General features: G+C 71.4%; 16 protein-coding genes. 9 read left to right on the forward strand and 7 right to left on the reverse strand.

Annotated features, from left to right (window positions below; genetic code table 11):
- Positions 1-110 precede the first annotated feature (110 nt).
- Positions 111-437, forward strand: a complete 327-nt coding sequence (locus tag ACMATS_RS02060; RefSeq protein ID WP_414166635.1) for a winged helix-turn-helix transcriptional regulator — start codon at positions 111-113, stop codon at positions 435-437.
- Positions 438-506: 69 nt separating this feature from the next.
- Here ACMATS_RS02060 and ACMATS_RS02065 read toward each other — a convergent pair whose 3' ends face one another.
- The 3 genes from ACMATS_RS02065 to ACMATS_RS02075 form a co-directional block, all read right to left on the reverse strand.
- Complete coding sequence (locus tag ACMATS_RS02065) at positions 507-2,069, reverse strand: pyridoxal phosphate-dependent decarboxylase family protein (RefSeq protein WP_414166636.1); 1,563 nt, start codon at positions 2,067-2,069, stop codon at positions 507-509.
- Positions 2,066-3,439 carry a diaminobutyrate--2-oxoglutarate transaminase gene (locus tag ACMATS_RS02070; RefSeq protein WP_414166637.1) on the reverse strand — a complete coding sequence of 458 codons (1,374 nt, stop codon included), beginning with the start codon at positions 3,437-3,439 and terminating at the stop codon, positions 2,066-2,068. Before ACMATS_RS02070 ends, ACMATS_RS02065 begins: the two co-directional genes overlap by 4 nt.
- Positions 3,440-3,631: 192 nt before the next feature.
- Complete coding sequence (locus ACMATS_RS02075; RefSeq protein ID WP_414166638.1) at positions 3,632-4,330, reverse strand: pyridoxamine 5'-phosphate oxidase family protein; 699 nt, start codon at positions 4,328-4,330, stop codon at positions 3,632-3,634.
- A gap of 239 nt (positions 4,331-4,569) precedes the next feature.
- Between ACMATS_RS02075 and ACMATS_RS02080 the strand changes: the two genes are divergently transcribed.
- From ACMATS_RS02080 to ACMATS_RS02100, 5 genes are all read left to right on the forward strand, one after another.
- Positions 4,570-5,973: a lysine N(6)-hydroxylase/L-ornithine N(5)-oxygenase family protein gene (locus ACMATS_RS02080; protein WP_414166639.1), complete on the forward strand. Its 1,404-nt coding sequence runs from the start codon at positions 4,570-4,572 to the stop codon at positions 5,971-5,973.
- An 81-nt stretch (positions 5,974-6,054) separates the two neighbouring features.
- Positions 6,055-6,405, forward strand: a complete 351-nt coding sequence (locus ACMATS_RS02085; RefSeq protein WP_390780566.1) for a cupin domain-containing protein — start codon at positions 6,055-6,057, stop codon at positions 6,403-6,405.
- Positions 6,406-6,466: 61 nt separating this feature from the next.
- Positions 6,467-8,110 carry a methionine--tRNA ligase gene (locus tag ACMATS_RS02090; RefSeq protein WP_414166640.1) on the forward strand — a complete coding sequence of 548 codons (1,644 nt, stop codon included), beginning with the start codon at positions 6,467-6,469 and terminating at the stop codon, positions 8,108-8,110.
- 49 nt (positions 8,111-8,159) lie between these two features.
- On the forward strand, positions 8,160-9,239 hold the full coding sequence (locus tag ACMATS_RS02095) for an FAD-dependent oxidoreductase (protein WP_391151971.1): 1,080 nt from the start codon (positions 8,160-8,162) through the stop codon (positions 9,237-9,239).
- A gap of 25 nt (positions 9,240-9,264) precedes the next feature.
- Complete coding sequence (locus tag ACMATS_RS02100; RefSeq protein ID WP_414166641.1) at positions 9,265-10,482, forward strand: MFS transporter; 1,218 nt, start codon at positions 9,265-9,267, stop codon at positions 10,480-10,482.
- A 158-nt stretch (positions 10,483-10,640) separates the two neighbouring features.
- Here the strand turns inward: ACMATS_RS02100 and hemC (ACMATS_RS02105) are convergent, their stop codons facing one another.
- Together hemC (ACMATS_RS02105) and ACMATS_RS02110 are read right to left on the reverse strand one after the other, a co-directional pair.
- Positions 10,641-11,597: a hydroxymethylbilane synthase gene (hemC, locus tag ACMATS_RS02105; RefSeq protein ID WP_414166642.1), complete on the reverse strand. Its 957-nt coding sequence runs from the start codon at positions 11,595-11,597 to the stop codon at positions 10,641-10,643.
- A complete protein-coding gene (locus ACMATS_RS02110) occupies positions 11,594-12,103 on the reverse strand; it encodes an NUDIX hydrolase (RefSeq protein ID WP_390780561.1) in 510 nt (169 codons plus the stop codon). The genes hemC (ACMATS_RS02105) and ACMATS_RS02110 overlap by 4 nt, the downstream gene beginning before the upstream one ends.
- A gap of 130 nt (positions 12,104-12,233) precedes the next feature.
- Here ACMATS_RS02110 and hemC (ACMATS_RS02115) point away from each other — a divergent pair, with 130 nt between their 5' ends.
- Positions 12,234-13,166 (forward strand): hydroxymethylbilane synthase, encoded by a 933-nt coding sequence (gene hemC, locus ACMATS_RS02115; protein ID WP_414166643.1) that lies wholly within the window; start codon positions 12,234-12,236, stop codon positions 13,164-13,166.
- Here hemC (ACMATS_RS02115) and ACMATS_RS02120 read toward each other — a convergent pair.
- Entirely contained in the window at positions 13,163-14,065 is a 903-nt protein-coding gene (locus ACMATS_RS02120) for a hypothetical protein (RefSeq protein ID WP_390780559.1), read from the reverse strand. The two genes, hemC (ACMATS_RS02115) and ACMATS_RS02120, sit on opposite strands and share 4 nt — an antisense overlap.
- A gap of 181 nt (positions 14,066-14,246) precedes the next feature.
- Positions 14,247-14,456, reverse strand: a complete 210-nt coding sequence (locus ACMATS_RS02125) for a hypothetical protein (protein ID WP_390780558.1) — start codon at positions 14,454-14,456, stop codon at positions 14,247-14,249.
- Positions 14,457-14,746: 290 nt separating this feature from the next.
- Between ACMATS_RS02125 and ACMATS_RS02130 the strand changes: the two genes are divergently transcribed.
- Together ACMATS_RS02130 and ACMATS_RS02135 are read left to right on the forward strand one after the other, a co-directional pair.
- A complete protein-coding gene (locus ACMATS_RS02130) occupies positions 14,747-16,084 on the forward strand; it encodes a helix-turn-helix domain-containing protein (RefSeq protein WP_414166644.1) in 1,338 nt (445 codons plus the stop codon).
- Positions 16,085-16,693, forward strand: a complete 609-nt coding sequence (locus ACMATS_RS02135) for a YdcF family protein (protein WP_414166645.1) — start codon at positions 16,085-16,087, stop codon at positions 16,691-16,693.
- Positions 16,694-16,941: the final 248 nt, after the last annotated feature.

Here is a 16,941-nt window from a genome sequence, read left to right on the forward strand (position 1 = left end):
CTGTCGTGACTCACCAAACGGTTGGACACACATGGCCGGGTGACCACGGCCCGCTGGCGGACTGTCCCGACAGCGACCTTGTTCCGCCAGGCCGCCAGCCGTTCTGCCCCGTGGACATCACCCTCGCCGCGCTGGCCGGCCGATGGACGCCCCTGGTGCTCCGCGAGTTCCTGCGCCGTGGCCAGGCCACGTACTCGGAGCTGTCCGCCGCCCTGCCCGCTCTCTCGGACAAGGTCCTCTCCGACCGGCTGGCCCAGTTGACCGGCGCGGGCGTGATCGAGCGCCACCGCACCCCCGGCTGGCCCCCACGAGTCCGCTACACACTGACGCCGCAGGGCCGGGCACTGGAGCCGGTGGTGCGCAGCATGTGGGAGTGGGGCACCACGCAACGGCAGGACACCCACGGCCAATCGCCGGACCCATCGAACACGTTCTAGGCCCCACGGCATCCGGTGCCGGAGTCACTCACTCCGCACGGCAGAAGAAATGGCGGCCTCCAACGCGCATCACGGGGTCCGTGCTGACCCGTCGGACAGGCCCTGGTCGAACCTCGGCACCTCGGCCTCCTCTGCCTTCCCGGCCGCGACGACCGTGTGCAGCAGGGCGTCCACCCCGGCCGGTGTGGTGTGCGGGTTGAGCAGGGTGAGCTTCAGCCGTACCCGGCCGGGGCCCTCGCCGGGGAGTTCGGTGCGGCCGACCACGGCCCGGCCCTCGTGCAGCAGGCGCCGTCGCAGCGCGGCGTTGATCTTGTCGGCCCCGGCAGGGTCGGCGGAGGCCGGCCGGTAGCGGAAGACGACGGTGGTGAGCACGGGGGCCGTGTGCAGTTCGAGCGCCGGATGCTCCTCGATCGTCGCGGCCGCGTGCCGGGCGAGGTCGTGGCAGGCGTCGACGAGCCGGCCCAGGCCGGATCTGCCCAGCGTCCGCAGCGTCGCCAGGATCTTGAAGGCGTCGGGGCGGCGGGTGGTGCGCAGGGACAGTCCCAGCAGGCTGGGGTAGCCGGCCTCCTCGTCGTCGGCGGGGTTGAGGTAGACGGCCCGCCGCGCCAGCGGGGCGTACGTCTCGGCCCGGCGGACCAGGAACACCCCGGCCGGGGCCGGCTGCCAGCCCAGCTTGTGCCAGTCCAGGGAGACGGAGTCGGCCCGTCCCAGGCCGTCGAGCAGGGGGGCCAGGCGGTCGGACAGCAGGGCGCCGCCGCCGTAGGCGGCGTCCACGTGCAGCCAGGCGCCGTACTCGGCGGCGAGATCGGCGATGCGCGGCAGCGGGTCGATGCCGCCGGTGTCGGTGGTGCCCGCCGTCGCCACGACCGCCACCGGGATCTCGCCCTCCGCGACGGCGTGCTTGAGGCACTGCTCCAGCGCGTCGGGGTCCATGCGCAGGTCGGCGTCGACGGGGACGGAGACCACCGCCGCCTCGCCGAGGCCGAGCACCGCGGCCGCCCGCTGCACGGAGAAGTGCGCGGCGGCGGAGGCGAAGAGACGGGGCGTCAGATGACTGGGCACGCCCGCCAGTTCGGTCGGGCGGCCGCTCTCGCGGGTCAGTTCCCGGTCGCGGGCGAGCATCAGGCCCATCAGGTTGGACTCGGTGCCGCCGGAGGTCACCACGCCCGCGGCCTGCGCCGGGTCGTAGCCGACCAGGGCGGCGAGCTCCCGCACCAGCACCCTTTCCAGTTCGGTCGCGGCGGGTGCCTGGTCCCAGGAGTCCTGGGAGGGGTTGAGCGCGCTGACGGCCAGGTCGGCGGCGACGGCCACGGCGAGCGGCGGGCAGTGCAGGTGGGCGGCGCAGGCCGGGTCGGCGGGGTCGGCGCTGCCGCGGGCGAGCAGGTTGGTGAGGTGCGCGAGGGCGTCCTTAACTCCCTGATCTCCCTGGTCTCCCAGCTCAGCAAGGGAGTCGGCCACCTGGGCGGCCACGCCGGCGGGGCCGCCCGCCGGCAGCGGCCCGTCACGCCGCACCGCTCCCTCGGCGAGGGAGTCGAGGACGGCGGCGAGCAGGGGCCGCAGGGCGTCGGGCCCGTCGACGCCTCCGGCCAGCGCCGCGGCGTCGGGGGTGCCCTGGTGAGCGTGTGCGGTCACGGCCGGCCGCCCGTCGTGGCTGCGGAGGCCTCGGCGATCGCGTCCGCCAGGCGGTCCAGGACCGCCTCGGCCTGCTCGTCGGTGATGGTCAGGGGCGGCAGCAGGCGGAGTACGGCGTCGTGCCGGCCGCCGAGTTCGACGATGAGGCCGCGGGCGAGGCAGCCTGCGCGGACCCGGGCGGCGAGCTCCGGGGCGGCGGGGTGCGCGCCGCAGGTGTCCGGCGTGCCGCTGGGGTCGACGAGCTCGACGCCGATCATCAGGCCTCGTCCGCGGACGTCGCCGATCACGGGGAGTTCGCCGCGCAAGGCCGTCAGCCGTTCCGTCATCCGGGCGCCGACGACCGCGGCGCGCTCGGCCAGGCCGGCCGCGGCGATGTGCCGCAGGGTCGCGGCGCCGGCCGCCATGGCGAGGGTGTTGCCGCGGAAGGTGCCGGTGTGCGCTCCGGGCTGCCAGCCGTCGTAGTCCTCGTGGTAGACGACGACCGCCATGGGCAGGCTGCCGCCGATGGCCTTGGAGAGCACCATGACGTCGGGCACGATCCCGCTGTGCTCGACGGCCCACATCGCGCCCGTGCGCCCGGCCCCGGTCTGGACCTCGTCGACGATGAGGGGGATGCCGCGCTCGGCGGTGATCCGCCGCATCTCGCGCAGCCAGCCGTCGGGGGCAGGGATGACGCCGCCTTCGCCCTGGACCGCTTCGAGGATCATGGCGGCGGGCGGCAGGACGCCGCCGGACGGGTCGTCCAGCAGCCGCTCCACGTAGGCGGCCGACAGTTCGGCGCCGCGTTCGCCGCCGACGCCGAAGGGGCAGCGGTAGGCGTAGGGGTAGGGCAGGCGGGTCACTTCGCCGCCGGTGGGCAGCGGTTGCTTCACGGCGACGTTGCCGGTCGCGGCGAGCGCGCCGGCGGTCATGCCGTGGTAGGCGCCGGTGAAGGCGAGCACGCCGCGGCGGCCGGTGGCGGTCTGGGTCAGCTTCAGGGCGGCTTCGACGGCGTCCGTGCCGGCGGGGCCGCAGAAGTGCACCTTGGCGCTCTCGGCGAAGTCCCGGGGCAGGTTCTCGAAGAGGGCGCCGGTGTAGTCGTCCTTCTCGGCAGTGGCCAGGTCGAGCACGTGGAGCGGGGCCCCGCTGTCGAGGGTGCGCCGGAGGGCGTCGAGCACCACGGGGTGGTTGTGGCCGAGGGCCAGGGTCCCCGCGCCGGAGAGGCAGTCGAGGTAGCGGCGGCCGTCCGCGCCTTCCACCGTCATGCCGTCGGCGCGGACCGGGACGATGGGGAACGTGCGCGCATAGGTCCGCGCGGCGGACTCGCGGCTGTGCTGGCGGTGCAGGACGGCGTCCCGGGTGTCGCGGGGGGTGCCGGTGGCGAGGGTCATCGCGGTAACTCCTGGGAATCCGGGCAGGGGTGGGCGCCCGGTGAGCTGAGGTGCGAGTTTGCGGGGCAGGGTCTGCGCCCCGTAGGGGCGCGGGGCTGTTGACATATGCGGCTCCGCCGCGTGGGCGCGACCAGCCACGACGCGCCCGCAGTCGACGTTCCCGAGGCCCCGGCCCGTAAGGGGCGCAACGCCCTAGAACGGCCTGTGTTCCCGGTCGGTGAGGTGGGAGGGGGCACCAATGCCGTCGGCCAGCGCCGGGTCCGGCTCCAGCGCGCCCCAGTGCTGACGGAGCGGCAGGACACCAGCCCAGAGGCCGAGTTCGGCGTCGGGGCCGTCACCGTCGTCCGGCGGTCCGGTGCGGATCTTCATCGAGGCCTCCGCCAGATCCAGCGCGAGCAGGGAGGTCGCGGCGAGTTCCTTGCGGCTGGGCCGGCGCGCGTAGTCCCACTGGCCGGGAGTGACGTGCTCGGTGAGGCGGCGCAGGCCGGCGAGCTTCTCCTCGGGGTCGGTGACGAGCCGGGGCACGCCGTAGACCATGGCGCTGCGGTAGTTGACGCCGTGCTCGAAGACGGAACGGGCGAGCACCAGGCCGTCGACGTGGGTGACGGTCACGCAGACGGGCGCCTGCGGCGAGGCGACCAGGCTGCGGCTGGCGACCGAGCCGTGGAAGTAGAGCGTTCCGGCGGTGGCCCCGTACACGGTGGGCACCACCATCGGGGTGCCGTCGACCACCACGCCGAGGTGGCACAGGAATCCGGCCTGCAGGACGGCGTCGAGGTCGGCACGGCTGTGGCTGCCCTGCTCGCGCAGGCGCCGGTGCCGGGTGCGTTCGGTCTCGGGAAGGACCTCGGGAAGGACGTCGGGCGGCACGTTCGGCGCCTGCTCGGTCATATCGCGGCTTTCTCATCGGTGCGACTCGAACGAACCGTTCGAAGACGAGCGTCAGACTGCCTGCACCGGGGGCGTTTTGGCAAGGGAGGTCCTGATCACCCGGGGCGGAACCCGCAGGGACCCCGCAGGGAACCAGTATTTGATCAAGTAACCGTGGAACGCTTGCCATTGGGACGCGACTGCGCAAGGGTGTGCGAACGGAACCCGCCTTATGACGCCTTGATGACGAAAGTACGGGGATGACGACAGAAACACACCCCGCGGCGGAGCCGCTCGACCTCCTGGGCGTGGGAGTCGGCCCGTTCAACCTCTCGCTCGCCGCACTGGCCGACGGGGTCCCCGGCCTGCGCGCCGCGTTCTTCGACCGGAACCACGAGTTCCGCTGGCATCCCGGCCTCCTGATCGAGGGCACCACGCTCCAAGTCCCCTTCCTGGCCGACCTCGTGAGCCTGGTCGATCCCGCCAGCCCCTGGTCGTTCCTCGGTTACCTCAAGGCCACCGAGCGGCTCTTCCCGTTCTACTTCGCCGAGAAGTTCCACATCGACCGGGCCGAGTACGACGCCTACTGCCGGTGGGCCGCCGAGGCGCTGCCCCACTGCCGCTTCGGCCACCAGGTCGACGCGGTCGCCTGGGACGAGGGGCGCCAGGCGTTCGCCGTCGACTACACCTACGAGAGCGCGGGCGGCGAAGAGGTGTCGGCGGGCCGGGAGTTCACCCGGAACCTCGCCCTCGGCATCGGAACGGAGCCCTCCGTTCCTGCAGTGTTCCGTCCCCTCGCGGCCGACGCGGCAGTCACGGCCCTGCACTCCGCCGACTACCTGACGTACCGTCAGGACCTGCTCGCCAAACGGCACATCACCGTCGTCGGTTCGGGACAGTCCGGCGCCGAGGTCTTCCTCGACCTGCTGCGCGCCCGCCCGGCCGGCGCCGAGGGCATCCAGTGGATCAGCCGCTCCCCCGCCTTCGCGCCCATGGAGTACTCCAAGCTGGGCCTGGAGCAGTTCACCCCCGACTACACCCGCTACTTCCACCGCCTGCCCGAGCGGACCCGCGACGCACTGCTGCCCGCGCAGTGGCAGCTGTACAAGGGGGTCAGCGGGGACACCCTCGGCGACATCCACGACGAGCTGTACCGGCGCACCATCGGCGGCGGCTGGCCCGACGCCGTCCTGCGCCCCGCGACGGGCGTCGTCGGCGCCCGCGGCCTGGACGGCCGCATCGAGCTGGAGCTGGAGCACACCCAGGAGGGCGGCCGCGAGACCCTCGTGACCGACGCGGTCGTCCTCGCCACCGGCTACGCCGAGCGTCCCGCCGACGCCCTCCTGCGCGGCCTCGACCCGTTCCTGGTGCGGGACTCCGCCGGACGGCCGGAGGTCGACGCCGACCAGCGGCTCGTCCTCGACGGCCCCGTCCGCGGCTCGGTCTTCGTCCAGAACGCCGAGCGGCACACTCACGGCGTCGGCGCACCGGACCTCGGGCTCGCGGCCTGGCGCTCGGCGGTCATCCTCAACGCGCTGACCGGCCGGGAGGTCCACCGTCTGCCGTCCCGGACCGCCTTCACCACCTTCGGGATCCCCCCGGTCCCCGGCCCGTCCGGCGCCGGCGCGTCCGGCCGCGCGGCCGGTTCCGCCGCCCGCACCTGACCGCCGCCTGGGCCTGGGTGCTCCCCCAGCAGTAGCCGGGGGAGCACCGCATCCCGTCCCACCCGAGAACCCGGAGCAGCCATGCTGATCAGAAAAACGGGCGACGACCAGCTCGTCGACGCCTACGGCATCCGCTTCCAGCAGATCTACCCCCACGGCGGGGAGGAGCTGGCCCCCTGGGGCGTCGGCCGCGCCGTCGTCGAGCCCGGAGGAGCCACCGAGCCGCACAGCCACGACGACCACGAGATGTTCGTGTTCCTCTCCGGGCACGGCGTCCTCACCGTCGACGACGAGGAGTGCGAGGTCGGACCCGAGGTCACCGCCCTCCTGCCGGCCGGCAGCCTGCACCACGTGCGCAACGCCGGCGACACCGAGCGGCTGGTCTTCCTCTCGGTGTACTGGCCCGTCCCGCACGGACCGATCGACCTCTGATCCACCCTGTGCCGACCCGGGCCGCACGCGCCCCGGCACCCCGCTTCCGACCGGAGCCCACATGCCCTCCTTCACCCTGGTCACCGCAGCGCCTCCCACCCCCAACGGCGACCTCCACCTCGGCCATCTGTCGGGCCCGTACTCGGGCGCGGACATCAGGATCCGGGCCCACCGACTCCTCGGCGGGGAGGGCCTGTTCCTCACCGGCTCCGACCTCCACCAGAGCTACGTGCCGACCAAGGCCCGGCGCGACGGCGGCGACCCGCTGGAGATGGCGGAGGGCTTCGCCGACGAGATCGCCCGCATCTTCGACTCGGCCGGCTTCGCCCCCGACGTCTACGTCCGGCCCTGGCGCTCGGAGCTGCACACCGCCCTCGTCCGCGAGTTCTTCGCCCGCCTCCACGCCCGGGGAGCGCTGCAGGTCCGCACCGAACAGGCCCTGTTCTGCGCCGACTGCGACCGTTACCTCTTCGAGGCGCACCTCACCGGCAAGTGCCCGCACTGCGGCGCCGGCAGCGACGGCAACTCGTGCGAGAACTGCGCCCTGCCCAACCGGGTCACCGACCTGGTCGCCCCCGTGTGCAACGCGTGCGGCGGCCGGCCCGTGGAACGCGCCGTCGAGCGGCTGGTCTTCCCGCTCAGCGAGTACGCCGAGCGGCTGCGCGCCTTCCACGCGGCCACCGCGATGAGCCCCCAACTGGAGGCGCTGTGCGCCGACATGATCGACCGGGGGCTGCCCGACATCCCGGTCGGCCACCCCACCGACTGGGGCCTGCCCATGCCCGTCCCCGGCTTCGAGGACCACCGCATCTACGTCTGGGCCGAGATGATGCCCGGCTACTTCGCGGAGCTGGCCGAGGCGCTGCGCGCGGCGGGCCGGGACCCCGAGGAGTGGCGCACGGTCTGGAACCACCCGGACACGGAGATCGCCCAGTACTTCGGCTTCGACAACGGCTACTTCCACGCCCTGCTGCAGCCCGCCCTGCTCATGGCCTACGACCCCGACTTCCAGCTGCCCAAGGCGCTGGTGACCAACGAGTTCTACCAGCTGGGTGCGTCCAAGTTCTCCACCAGCAGGCGCCACGCCATCTGGGCCAACGACCTGCTGGCCGCGGTCCCCGCGAGCACCGCGCGGTTCGTCCTCGCCCACGACCGGCCCGAGAACGAGCGGACGTCCTTCACCTGGAGCCGCTTCCACGAGCTGGCCGACCAGGAGCTCGCCGGGCGCTGGCAGTCCTGGCTCACCGGGCTGTTCACCCGGCTCGCCACCCAGGCCGACGGCGCGATACCCGCCGGTGCTCCGCTGCCCTCCCAGGAGCGGTTCCTTCGCCTGCTGGAGGGCATCGCCGAGCAGTGCCTGGAGGCCTACTCCCCCGCCGCCTTCTCGCCCCGCCGCGCCACCCGGCTGCTGTGCGAACTCGTCACCTGCGCACAGGACTTCGACGCCGCCCAGAGCCGCACGCGCGACGCGGGGCGCACCGCCGGAGCGCTCGCCGCGGAGGCCGCCGCCGCCCGCCTGCTGGCCCAGCTCGCCCACCCGGTCATGCCGGAGTTCGCCGAACAGCTGTGGACCGCGCTCGGCGAGACCGGCACCCCGCACTGGGACGGCGTGCGCCCGCCCGCCGCCGGACAGCGCGTCGAGACCGGGGCCCGCTTCTTCGAGACGCTGCCGGCCGACCTCGAAGAGCGGATCATGAAGCCGTGACGGGACTCCTCGGGGGGCTCCCTCGTGACGAGGCCGTGGTGACCTGCACGTGAGCAGAACGGCCCTGGTCGTCGGAGCAGGCGTCTTCGGCCTCTCCGTCGCCCGCGCACTCGCCCTGCGCTCCTGGTCCGTACGGGTCGTCGACCCCAACGAGCCGGGAACGCAGGGCCCTTCGAGCGCCGAGACCCGCATCCTGCGCTGCGCGCACGGCGCCGAACCCTGGTACACCGAGCTGGCCCACCGGGCAACGGCCACCTGGCGGGCGCTGGAACGGGAGTCCGGCCGCCGGCTCCTGCTCCCGACGGGGGTGCTCACCCTCGGCCCGCCGGACGACGACGCCTGGGAGCGGGCCGCCGCCGCGCACCTCGCCCGCCTGGCCGTCCCCGCCGACGTCCTGCCGGGGGGAGCCATGAGTCGCCGCTTCCCCGGTTTCGCCAACGGCTTCGAACTCTCCGACGGCACGGCCCTGTTCGAGCCGGAGGCCGGGGTGCTCCTGGCCCGGCAGGCGGTGACCGCACTCGCGGAATCCGCCGTCGAGCGGAGCGCCGTGCTGCTCAGGGCCGCGGCCCGCCCCGACGGCGGCACCGCCGTCGTCGAGGGCGAGCCCTGCCGCGCCGACCTCACCGTCTGGGCCGTCGGCACCGCGCTGCCCGCGCTCTTCCCCGGACTGACCACCGTCCGCCCGGTGCGGCAGGACAGCTGGTACCTGCCACCGGAGGGCCCCTGGGCGGCGGGCGCCGGCCAACCGGCCTGGCTGGACCGGGCCCACGGCTGCTACGGCATCCCCGCCGTGGGAACCCACGGCGTCAAGGTCGTCCCCGACGTGGAGACGCCCCCCGGCGCCCCGGCCGACCCCGTTCCCGCCGAGGACCCGGAAGCACTCCGCACCTACGTCCGTGCCCGCCTGCCCGACCTCGCCGACTCGCCCGTCACCCACCGCGAGGTGTGCTCGTACGCGCTCACCGCCGACGAGCACTTCCTCCTGGACCGCTATCCGGGCCGCTCCGACGTCTGGATCGTCGGCGGCGACTCCGGGCACGGCTTCAAACACGGCCCCGCCTGGGGAGAGTTCGTCTGCGACGTCGTCGAGGGCCGACGCGCGGCCCCGCGGCGCTTCGCCCTCCGCTGATGCCAGCCCCACCCCGGAGAAGCCTGTGCCACCCGTCCTGTGGATCCTCACCGCCGCCGCGTTCACCATCGGCACGGACGCCTATGTGATCGCCGGGGTCCTGCCGGACCTGGCCCGGGACCTCGATGTCACGGTCGGTGCGGCGGGCCAGCTGGTCACCGTGTTCGCCGCCGTGTACGCCCTGTCCGCTCCGGTCGTCTCCTCGCTCACCGCCTCGCTCTCCCGCCGGAGCGCACTGGCCGCGGCGCTGGCGGTGTTCACCGCCGGGAACGCGCTGACCGCCGTCGCCCCCGGCTACGGGCTGGTCGTGCTCGGCCGGATCGTGGCGGCCGCCGGTGCGGCCGGCTTCACGCCCGCGGCCTCGGCGGCGGCCGCGGACCTGGTGCCGCCCCGCCACCGGGCGAAGGCCCTGGCCGCCGTGATCGGCGGGATCACCACCGCCACCGCACTCGGCGTCCCCCTGGGCACCCTGGCGGCGGGGACACTCGGCTGGCGGGCCACGCTCGGCGGTGTGGCCGTGCTCGGCCTGGCGGCACTCCTCGGCGTGGCGGCATGGCTGCCGGCCCTGCCGCCGGGCCCCCGGTACACGCTCGCCGAGCGCTTCGCCGGGCTCAGGAACCCCGCGGTCCTCGCCGTGCTCGTGGTCTCGCTGTTCACCGTCACCTCGGAACAGGTGGTCTACACCTACATCGGGACCGCCCTGGCACCCGCCACCGGGGCCCGGGCCGGCGTGCTCGCCGCGCTCCTGCTCGTCTTCGGCCTGGGCGCGCTCGTCGGCAACGCGGTGGCAGGCTGGGCCACGGACCGGTTCGGCAGCCGGATCACGCTGCTGCTCGCGGTCGGCGGGATGACCGCGGACCTGGCGCTGCTGCCCTGGTGGTGCCGGAGCCTGCCGGCCGCGGCGGCGGCGATGTGCTGCTGGGGGCTCACCGCCTGGATGTACGTCGTCCCCCAGCAGCACCGGCTGCTGTTCCTCGCGGGCTCGGGCGGTCCCCTGGCCGTCGCCCTGCACAGTTCCGTGCTCTACCTGGGCATGGCCGTGAGCGGCGCGCTGGGCGGTGCGGTCCTTCAGTTCGGCCCGCCGCCCTGGCTGGCCCTGCCGGCCGTGCTGCTCGGCGCACTTGCCGTGGGGGTCGCGGCCGTGGGGTACGGGAGAGAAAGGGCCCTGTCCTCTACGGTTCCCACAGTGAGTCCTCAGGGGCAAGTTTTCCGCCGGGAGGGTCGGGAAAATGCCGATAGCTGACTGCTCGACGCCTCCATGGACAGACGAAGCGGCAAAGAGCATTGCTCCGCCAGAAGAGCCCAGGGTCTGACGCGGCTGTCGCGCGCCAGATTGCCGGGTTAAGTCCGGTACGGCGACCCCTGGCCTGAGTGGCGAGCCGGGGGTCGCCGCGTGCTCATTCAGTGAGGGATGCCCATGATCAGGTCACGGGCTCCCTGTCGAAGAAGCTCGGCACAGACCCGTGCGCCCAGGACTGCGGGGTCGTTGCCGTCTTCTCCCCAGAGCTGGGCGTGCGCGAAGTGTGCGCCTTCACGGCTGAAGACCATGCCACGCAAGACGAGCTGCCCGTCGGGGCCGGTGACGCAGCGGCCAGCAATAGGCGAATTGCAGTGCCCTCGGAGGCCGTGAAGCATGACGCGCTCGGCCGTCAGCTCCTTCATCGTCTTCTCGTCGTTGATCTGCTGGAGCACCCCCAGCACGGGGCCGTCGTCGCGGCGGCACTCAACCCCGATGACCCCGGCCCCCACGGCAGGGAGCATCTCCTCCAGGGAGAGGACCTGTTCCGCCCGGCCTTCCAGGCCGAGGCGTCGCAGGCCGGCCATGGATAGAACCATGGCGCTCCAGCCGTGAGCGCCCTTGTCGAGCCTTTCGACGCGGCTGCCGACGAGCCCGCGTACGCGCTCCACCTGAAGGTCAGGCCGGTCGCGGAGGATCTGGGCTTTGCGGCGAACGGCGGAGGAAGCGACGACCGCGCCCGGGGGCAGGTGTTCGAGGCTGCTGTGGTCCGACCCGTTGGGGAAGAGAACAACGTCGTGGACGTCTTCCCGGGGGAGGTACGCGCCGAAGATCAGCCCCTCGGGTAAGGGCTGGTCGCCTGGTACGTCCTTCATACAGTGCACGGCGACGTCGACTTGTCCGCGCTGGAGCTTCTCGTCGATGGCCTTGGTAAAGAGGCCCTTGCCGCCGAGCCGCGCCAGGTCGCCCTGCCACTTGTCGGCTTCCGTGGTGTGGGTGACGATCTCGGTCCGTGTGTCGGGGGCGTGCTTGCGGATCAGTGCGGCGACCTGTTCGGCCTGGAAGGTCGCCATGGGTGCCGCGCGGGTGCCGATCCGGATCAGTTCGGGCGTGCTGCTCACTTGGGTTGTCCCATCTCGTGGAGGTAGGCGACCGTGTCGTTGTCGGCCGCACCGACCAGGTACTGAATGCGTTGCCAGTCCGGGGGCTTCATCAAGGTGCACCAGTCGTCCATCGCCCTCAGCCCCCAGTCGTCGTGCTCGCCGGACAACTCGACGCAAGCGTCCATGTATTCGACTTCGAGCCGACCGCCGTCGAAGAAGAACCCCATACGATTACCGGTCCAGTCGTTCGCGGGGAGGGCGAAATCGAGGCCGATCAGTCGGAGCCGCCGCCCAGGAGCGACGCCCGCCTCTTCGGTCAGTTCCCGGAGCGCGGCCCCGATGGGGTACTCGTGGTGGTCGAGGTGACCGCCGGGGAGCTGCCATGCGCGGGGCCCGGCTCCGGACTTGTGGAGGAGCAGCACGCGCCCGAGGTGATCGCGGATCAGCGTGGCAGCCCATGAGGTGATGTGTGGAAGCGACGTCTCGAACGCGGCTCGCGACCGGCCTGCCAGGTGCTCAACCATGGTTGTTCCTCCGGTTCTCAAATGCCGACAATCAGTCGGAAAACGCGCCGACAAATAGTTGGAAAAAGGCACTGATGAACCGCAGTAGCATGTGCGCCCAACGCCCCTCCGAAGAAGGAGAGTTGACGCTATGACCACGGTGATTGTCGGATCACGGGCCAGTCGTCTGGCCCGAGCGCAGGTCAGGGAATGGCTGGGGCCGATGCGCGAGCGGTTCCCACACGTCACCTTCCGGCAGCGCGTGATCCTGGAAGGCGGTGACGAGGACCGCCGGACGGCTTCGCTCGCCGAGGTCGCGGCGAAAACGGAAAGCGGGTCCGCCTTCTCCGGAAAGCAACAGCGCGCCTTGCTTGCAGGCCAGGTCGATGTCGTCGTGCATTCCTTCAAGGACCTGCCCACCGAGCCCACACCGGGCCTGATGGTCCTGCCGGTCCCCGGCCCCCGGGAAGACGTCCGGGACGTGCTGTGCGGCCACACCCTCACATCCCTGCCGCCCGGGGCCCGCGTCGGCACTGGGGCCCAGCGCCGCATCGCCCAGCTGCGCGCCCTGCGCCCCGACGTCGTCACCGTCCCGATCCGCGGCAACGTCCCTCCACGCTTGGGCCGGATCAAAGGCCCCGGCGCCGTTGACGCAGTCCTCCTAGCCGCCGCGGGACTCGGTCGGCTCGGCATCGGCGCCGAGATCTCCGAACACCTCGACGTCGCAACGTTCCCGCCGTCGCCGGGGCAGGGCGCACTCGCGATCCAGGTCCGCACCGAAGACGAGCACCTGCGGGAACTGCTGGCCGGCATCGGTGACCCCATCGTGGACTCGGCCGTACGCGCGGAACGGTCGATGCTGGAAGCGCTGCACGGCGGGTGTTCCGTGCCGGTCGGCGCCCACGCCACGGCGAGCGGCGACAGCATGCACTTGTCCGGCACGGTGACCTCCCTGGACGGCAAAGAACAGGTCCGTGCCACCGCCAACGGGCCCCTGGACGACCCGGAGGGACTGGGGCAGGCGGTAGCTGTGGAACTGATGAAGCGGGGGGCGGACGGCATCCTGGCCGGGATCCGCGCCTAGAGCCTGCGGGCGATCTCCACTGCGCCATAGGTGATGATGCGGTCGCCCCCGGCCCGCTTGAGCATCGTGAACGCCTCGGCGAGCGGGCGCACATCTCCGTCGCTGGTGAGCCGCTGGTATTCGCCGGAGACGGAGAACGGCATCAGCGCCGCCGCGCAGAGCTTCCGCAGCCGAAGGAGCGTGTCCACGCTGAACAGTGCGGGCTCCAGCAGGAGCATGTCCGCCCCTTCGCGGACGAACCCCAGCCCCGTCTGAACGGCCTGGTCCGCTCGCCCCGGGGCGATCTGGAAGGCCCGTTGCCCGGAGGCCGGAGCGGCGCCCATGGTGGTGCGGTAGCCCTCGTACAGCGCCGAGTTGAAGATCAGATGCGGCATGATCGCCACATCCGTATGCCCCGCCGTATCGAGTGCTGCCCGTACGGCGGCCGTGGTGCCGGGGATCATCGCGGCCGGGCCCACGATGTCCGCGCCGGCGTCGGCCTGCGCCACGGCTTGCTCACCCAGCACCTCGGCCGTGGCCTCGATATCGGGGGCGCCACAGCTGGTCAGGAAGCATTCGCCGGTGTCGGTGTGGGAGCACAGACAGGTCTCCGTCATCACGGCGATACCCGGCTCTGTCTCCTTCACCTGCCGGATCGCGCGCATCATCAGCCCGTGCGACGACACCGACTGAGACGCACGAGCATCGCGCAGTCGGCTTCCGGCGAAGATCTTCACCGAGCGGATTCCGAGGGCGGCCAGCTCATGCACGGATTTGGGGATCTCACCGACGACAATCGTCGGCATGGGCCGGTCCGGCCGATCACCGTCCTCGCGGACGAGGAAGACCATCGTCAGGTCCGCAGGGGTGAGCGCGGGTCCGTCCAGGAAGTTGCGGACGGCTAAGCGGTGGGTAGGCACGCAGAGCCTCCTGCCGGTTCAGTCGTGCAGCGGGCTGTCAGTGGCGGTGCCGAAGCGCCGTGGGCGTCGTGTCCGGCAAGAGCAACACCACCCACGCTCAGGGCCCCGGTGAGGAGCAGGAGTACGGCCTTCGCCGGGTGGGTGACGTCAATCAGGTCGTCGTCGCGGGCGCGACGGCCGCTCACCGGTCCGCCTTCCTCAGCACCCTCGGGTTGTTGGCGATCCACTCCCGGCCACCGCTGGGAGGCCGGAGGAAGACCGCGTTGGGAAAGCGGCGATTGGTATAGGGGTCCTGCCACTCCCCGATGAACTGGACGATGGCTTCCCTCTCAACCCCGGGGTCGAAGACCTTTGCGCCCTCGTGCAGCCACGGGGGAAGGCCGGCGTTCATCGCGCCTCCCGGCTGGCGGCATTCTCGGGGTGCGCCCGTGAGGCTGCTGCACTCACCTTGTCCTCTTTCGTTCGAGGGAGGCGGACCCTCTTCCCCCTTCCGGGGGACGCGTTCAGGCAAGGGGCCGCTGTCGGGGTGCCGTCCGGGATCTCCAGGACCAGGGACATAACCCACCTGGAGACGGTCCCGGGCGGCTACGCCGACTCAACGGCATGGGCGGCACTCTGCACATCTGCCGTGCGATCTGCCACGGTTCTGCCAACGGGGCAGATTGACAGGAGAGTTGAAGCATGCCGACGATGCCGCCCTCGGACCTGGGATCTGTGACCAAGGCAGCTCGGCTGAAACGCGGATGGACTCAGAAGCACCTCGCCGACGAGCTCAATCGCGTCTCTGGCTGGGACACCTGCACGGCCAACGACGTCTACCGGTGGGAGACCGGACGGCGGAAGCCCAACGAGTGGCTGCCGCACCTGGCGGCCGTCCTGGAGCTGGATCTTCGGCCGCCCCTCGCACATGCCGGGGAGACAATGCCACTGACGGGGAACATCCCGTACGGCACCCCTGTGAGCGTGGAGGACGATTCCATGAAACGGCGCGCTTTATTCTCGATGAGTGCCGCCGCGCTGGCCACTCTGTCCCTGGGCAGAGGGCAACGCGCTATCGAGGCTCTGGACCTGGTGAACCAGGACAGCCCCAGGTCCATAGCGGACAACCTCAGCGAACTGATCGATCACTATTCTTTGGCTATTTGCGCCGCACCCCCTGACGCCGCGTACGACGAGATTTTCGCGGTGAGGTCATATACAAGCGAAATCCTCAAAGGCTCCAGGCAGGTTCCGCAGCACAAAGACATCTCACTCGCCGTCGGTTGGCTGTCGTGCCTGCTCGGCATTGCCGCGTGCGATGCAGGAGATCACGCAGCTGCCCATATCTGGTGCGCTGACGCCGAACGCAGAAGCCAGGAGGCGCGGCACCCGGAGTTGGCGGGATGGGCTGTTCTGACACGATCGATGATCGCCTTCTACCAGGGGCAGCCGCGACAGTCCGTCCTCCTGGCGTCGAAAGGCCGGGAAGCGACAGCGATGGGCACAGCGGTTCACGCCAAGCTGGCCGCACAGGAAATGCGTGCGGCAGCGATGGCCGGCGACGTCAGCCATACGGAAACAGCCCGGCGTTACGCCACGAAGGCACTGGTACGGCTCGCTCCCGGCAGCAGGGAAACCGGGGCCTTCTCCATCACCCCGGCGGAAGAGCCGCCCTACACGGCAACCTCCCTCCTGCTGCTGGGACAGTTCCAGGAGTCGGTATCGGCAACGAACCGGGTACTCCAGACCCACTACCAGTACGAGGCGCGGAAGCGCGGCGAGCAGCCATCCGGCTACGCCCGTGCCCTGCTGATCCTGGGCCTTGCTCACGCCGGTAGCGGGAACCTTGACGAAGCCGTCTCCGCAGGCCACGCCGCGCTCGCCGGGAAGCGCCCTGCGTGGCCCACGCTGGCCCTTGCCGGAAAGCTCGACCGGGCACTAGAAAGAGACTTCGCCAACGCGCAGCAGGCCGAGGAGTACCGCGTCCGGTACCTGGAGGCATCGCACCGTCTTCAGCTCCTCGCACCGACGGGAGAATAAGTGCACGACGATCACCTCAGCAGTGAGCAAGTCGACGCCTGTACGGCATTCGTGGACATCGAAGCGCCTCCACCAGAGGATGAGCCGACCGCTCACCTGCTCTTCGGAACGAATCAGATCCAGCCGGTTGATATCGCGGCGGAGCGGTATCACCGAGGACTGGCGCCGCTGATCATCGCTACCGGCGGCGTCAACCGCCACAACGGAATTATCGAGGGTCAGGAGTTCCGCAGGCTCCTCATGGAGCGCGATGTCCCCGAGGCTGCCATAAGGTTCGAGGACGGGTCCAGCAACACCTGGCAGAACGTGGAGTTCTCGCTGCCGTTCCTGCGCGAAGCCCTGGATTCCGGGCTGAAAATCACGGCTGTCAGTAAGTGGTACCACCGCCGAACCCTCCACTGCCTTACGACCCTGCTCCCTGATATCGGCACTTTCTACGGCATCTCCTGGGATCCCTGGTATGCAGGAAGACTCGTCACGCGTGCGGAATGGCTTCAAATCCCCGACGGCAAGCGCAGGGTGATCCGCGAATGGGAAGAGGTGTCCCGGCGGGTCGCCGATGGGAGCTTTCGCGCCGCAGAACGTGTTGCCGGTGCATGGCGCTGCTGATCTGGAAGACGCCCTCAGTTAGTCGCGGTCACTCCTCGAAATCCTCGTATCCATCCACGTAGTCACGGCCGTTCAGGTGCGCAGCGATCTTGCCGACACCGCGCTCGCACCTGTACCGGACCGCTCGGTCCGTCGCGCCTTGGAGGGTGCCGGCCTCGTCGTCTGCGAGGTCGGCGCCGTACCTCGGGACGAGGGCCTGCGCTCGCCGACGGTGAGAGGTGCAGTTGCCCACCCCTGCCGGATGTCGG

Origin of the sequence: Streptoverticillium reticulum, assembly GCF_047456005.1 — a bacterium.
Taxonomy (GTDB): Bacteria; Actinomycetota; Actinomycetes; order Streptomycetales; family Streptomycetaceae; genus Streptomyces; species Streptomyces reticulum.

Coding starts and splice junctions, on each gene's coding strand:
- ACMATS_RS02070 (WP_414166637.1), bottom strand. CDS start 3,439: ATGACCCTCGCCACCGGCACCCCCCGCGACACCCGGGACGCCGTCCTG.
- ACMATS_RS02075 (WP_414166638.1), bottom strand. CDS start 4,330: ATGACCGAGCAGGCGCCGAACGTGCCGCCCGACGTCCTTCCCGAGGTC.
- ACMATS_RS02080 (WP_414166639.1), top strand. CDS start 4,570: ATGACGACAGAAACACACCCCGCGGCGGAGCCGCTCGACCTCCTGGGC.
- ACMATS_RS02085 (WP_390780566.1), top strand. CDS start 6,055: ATGCTGATCAGAAAAACGGGCGACGACCAGCTCGTCGACGCCTACGGC.
- ACMATS_RS02090 (WP_414166640.1), top strand. CDS start 6,467: ATGCCCTCCTTCACCCTGGTCACCGCAGCGCCTCCCACCCCCAACGGC.
- ACMATS_RS02110 (WP_390780561.1), bottom strand. CDS start 12,103: ATGGTTGAGCACCTGGCAGGCCGGTCGCGAGCCGCGTTCGAGACGTCG.
- hemC (WP_414166643.1), top strand. CDS start 12,234: ATGACCACGGTGATTGTCGGATCACGGGCCAGTCGTCTGGCCCGAGCG.
- ACMATS_RS02125 (WP_390780558.1), bottom strand. CDS start 14,456: ATGAACGCCGGCCTTCCCCCGTGGCTGCACGAGGGCGCAAAGGTCTTC.
- ACMATS_RS02130 (WP_414166644.1), top strand. CDS start 14,747: ATGCCGACGATGCCGCCCTCGGACCTGGGATCTGTGACCAAGGCAGCT.